Annotated in this window: 1 protein-coding gene; it reads right to left on the bottom strand. The window is 32.4% G+C overall.

All coding sequences use genetic code 11. The features are described from left to right. Positions 1-890: 890 nt before the first annotated feature. On the bottom strand, positions 891-2,042 hold a 1,152-nt coding region (locus AFK68_RS01435), incomplete at its 3' end, for a hypothetical protein (RefSeq protein ID WP_210407166.1). Between the last annotated feature and the right edge of the window lie 306 nt (positions 2,043-2,348).

Genomic DNA, 2,348 nt, shown 5'->3' with positions numbered 1-2,348 from the left:
ATGGTTCCTGTTGAAGACATTTTGCAGCATCTTGATGATGAAGTCGTTACACTGTTGCGAGATGCAGTTTATCCCTTTGGAAAAGAGACATATCCAATTATTTCTGGGACTTCAGATTATCCTCAAATTCGATACTATGGCTCTCAAATTGATCGGATGTTAGCAGATGGGTTGCCACCCTTATCCGAGAAGCATCAATCTGCAATCAATGCAAAAAATGCCCCGAAAACTATTGAGATTTTCATTAGGAACAATTTTATCGCGAGATTCTCTAGATGCTATTTGTTTATAGCTCTTATCCAAATCTTCATTTTCCAGAAATTTAACACTTGTAGACTTAGGCAAATTTACCAGACTACCCTTAATACAACTTACAGCTTTATTACCTCCATTAGCGCGGATTAAATTTGAGTTACTTTGGATATAAATAAGATTTTGACTGACATTTCCATCCTGATCTTTAAGTTTTTCTTGTATATCTTGATTGACAGAAATTCTAGGTGATAGGTAAATAAATAAATAGTTATTTTCTAATTCTTGAAGAAACTCTACAACTGCCGTAGTTTTACCTATTCCGGGGGCACCTTGAAGCAAGAGTAAATTATCCTCTTTACTTAAAGCTTTTATAACTTCTTGTTTGTGGTTATCCCACTCATCAGCAGTATTTTTAAATTCATCTATTTCCTCGCTATAGGAAAAATTAAACTCTTCTTTCTCTGTGGCAGTATTAGTTTTAATATCTCTAATAAAATCCCGTGAAAAATTATTTTCAAACTCCCTAAGTATTTGATTAAACACTTTATTTTTAATCTCTTTTCTAGCTGCTTCCGAATTTTTTTTCCTCACTTGTTTGTACAAAGAACCACAATTTTTGAGAAAAGTTAGAAAANGAAATCATTTTTAAAATTAATCCGAAAAATAAAATCCCGTGAAAAATTATTTTCAAACTCCCTAAGTATTTGATTAAACACTTTATTTTTAATCTCTTTTCTAGCTGCTTCCGAATTTTTTTTCCTCACTTGTTTGTACAAAGAACCACAATTTTTGAGAAAAGTTAGAAAACTTTGATTACTGCCATTACCAGTAATTGCTTGCTCCAGGCGATCGCTAATTCCCAAAACCTGAATATGGGATAATTGAGAGGAATTAAATATCTGATTTTCTTCGGCAAATTCAATAAAATTATCTGCATAACTTCCTGCTTGAATAATTTTCACTATCTCCTTATCAGTTTTGGGAAAAGCATTAATTTTTTCATCAAATTTTGGAAGTAAACTGAGGAGATAATCTCCATATTTATTCTCTAGTAAATTTTCCTTGTTTCCGATATCGACTCCTACCTGAGAAAAAATACTTTTACCCCGACGGTAGTTGTACTCTTTAGAAATAATTTTCTCAATAGTTTCATAATTTCTGAGAGGTTTAATATCAATTAATTCTTTCAGCACAAAAATTGATAAGTCGGCAACAAATAAAGCATATCTATCTTCTTGGGTACGACTATCTTTTTGTTTCAGCAGTAAAATACAGTCTGAGTTTAAAAATTTTCCCGTGTCTTTATATTTTGCGGGGTTTGGTGTTATCCCCAGTTGTTTTGCAGGAATATTAAGAGAGTAGTTAACTCCATTTTCACTCTTACTTATTTGCTTAATAGTATTATCACCCCAAAAACAACATTGGAAATATTCAACAGTCACATTTCTTGCTTCCCATCTTTCCGGTTTACTTTTAGACGCTGGTTTATATTTTCCCCACCCAATGTGACGCAACCAGTTATCAACCAAAATATTTGCTTTGACAAAACCTGTAGCAAATATGTGAAACATCCAGTCATAAACTTCATCTCTTTGTCTAGGTGAAACAATACCAATATCATCAGCGATCGCCTCTGCTAAATTTTTCAGTTTTAACCTCTGTAAAAAAGGTAGATAAATATCATATTTTCCCGGAATATTATATGCTTGAAGCAGATTAATAATTCCTACATTAAATCCATCTTCAAAGATAAACCCTGAATGTTCTCTAATACTAAATTTTCCCATCTGACTAACCTATAAAAATTTTGTGCATAATTATATTTTGCCACGATTTTCCATAAAGGAAAAACAGACTCATTAAATGTCTATCCCCAAGGAAAATTTTCCACCTTTTTCTCAAGTCTGAGTCGAAATTCTGATTTTCCCAAAAAATTCGACTTGTGCATTTTTCTCATAAACATCTTTGGCAAAAATTCCTACCCCTCTACCATAAATCTCTCAGATATTTTCTCTNATAATATTTGACTTGTAGATTTTTCTCATAGACATCTTTGGCAAAAATTCCTACCCCTCTACCATAAATCTCTCAGA

The sequence above is a fragment of the Hydrocoleum sp. CS-953 genome, from assembly GCF_002260545.1.
Classification (GTDB): Bacteria; Cyanobacteriota; Cyanobacteriia; order Cyanobacteriales; family Microcoleaceae; genus Trichodesmium.
The sequence above is the reverse complement of the archived record's forward strand: the minus strand, read 5'-3'. Positions and strand labels throughout refer to the sequence as shown.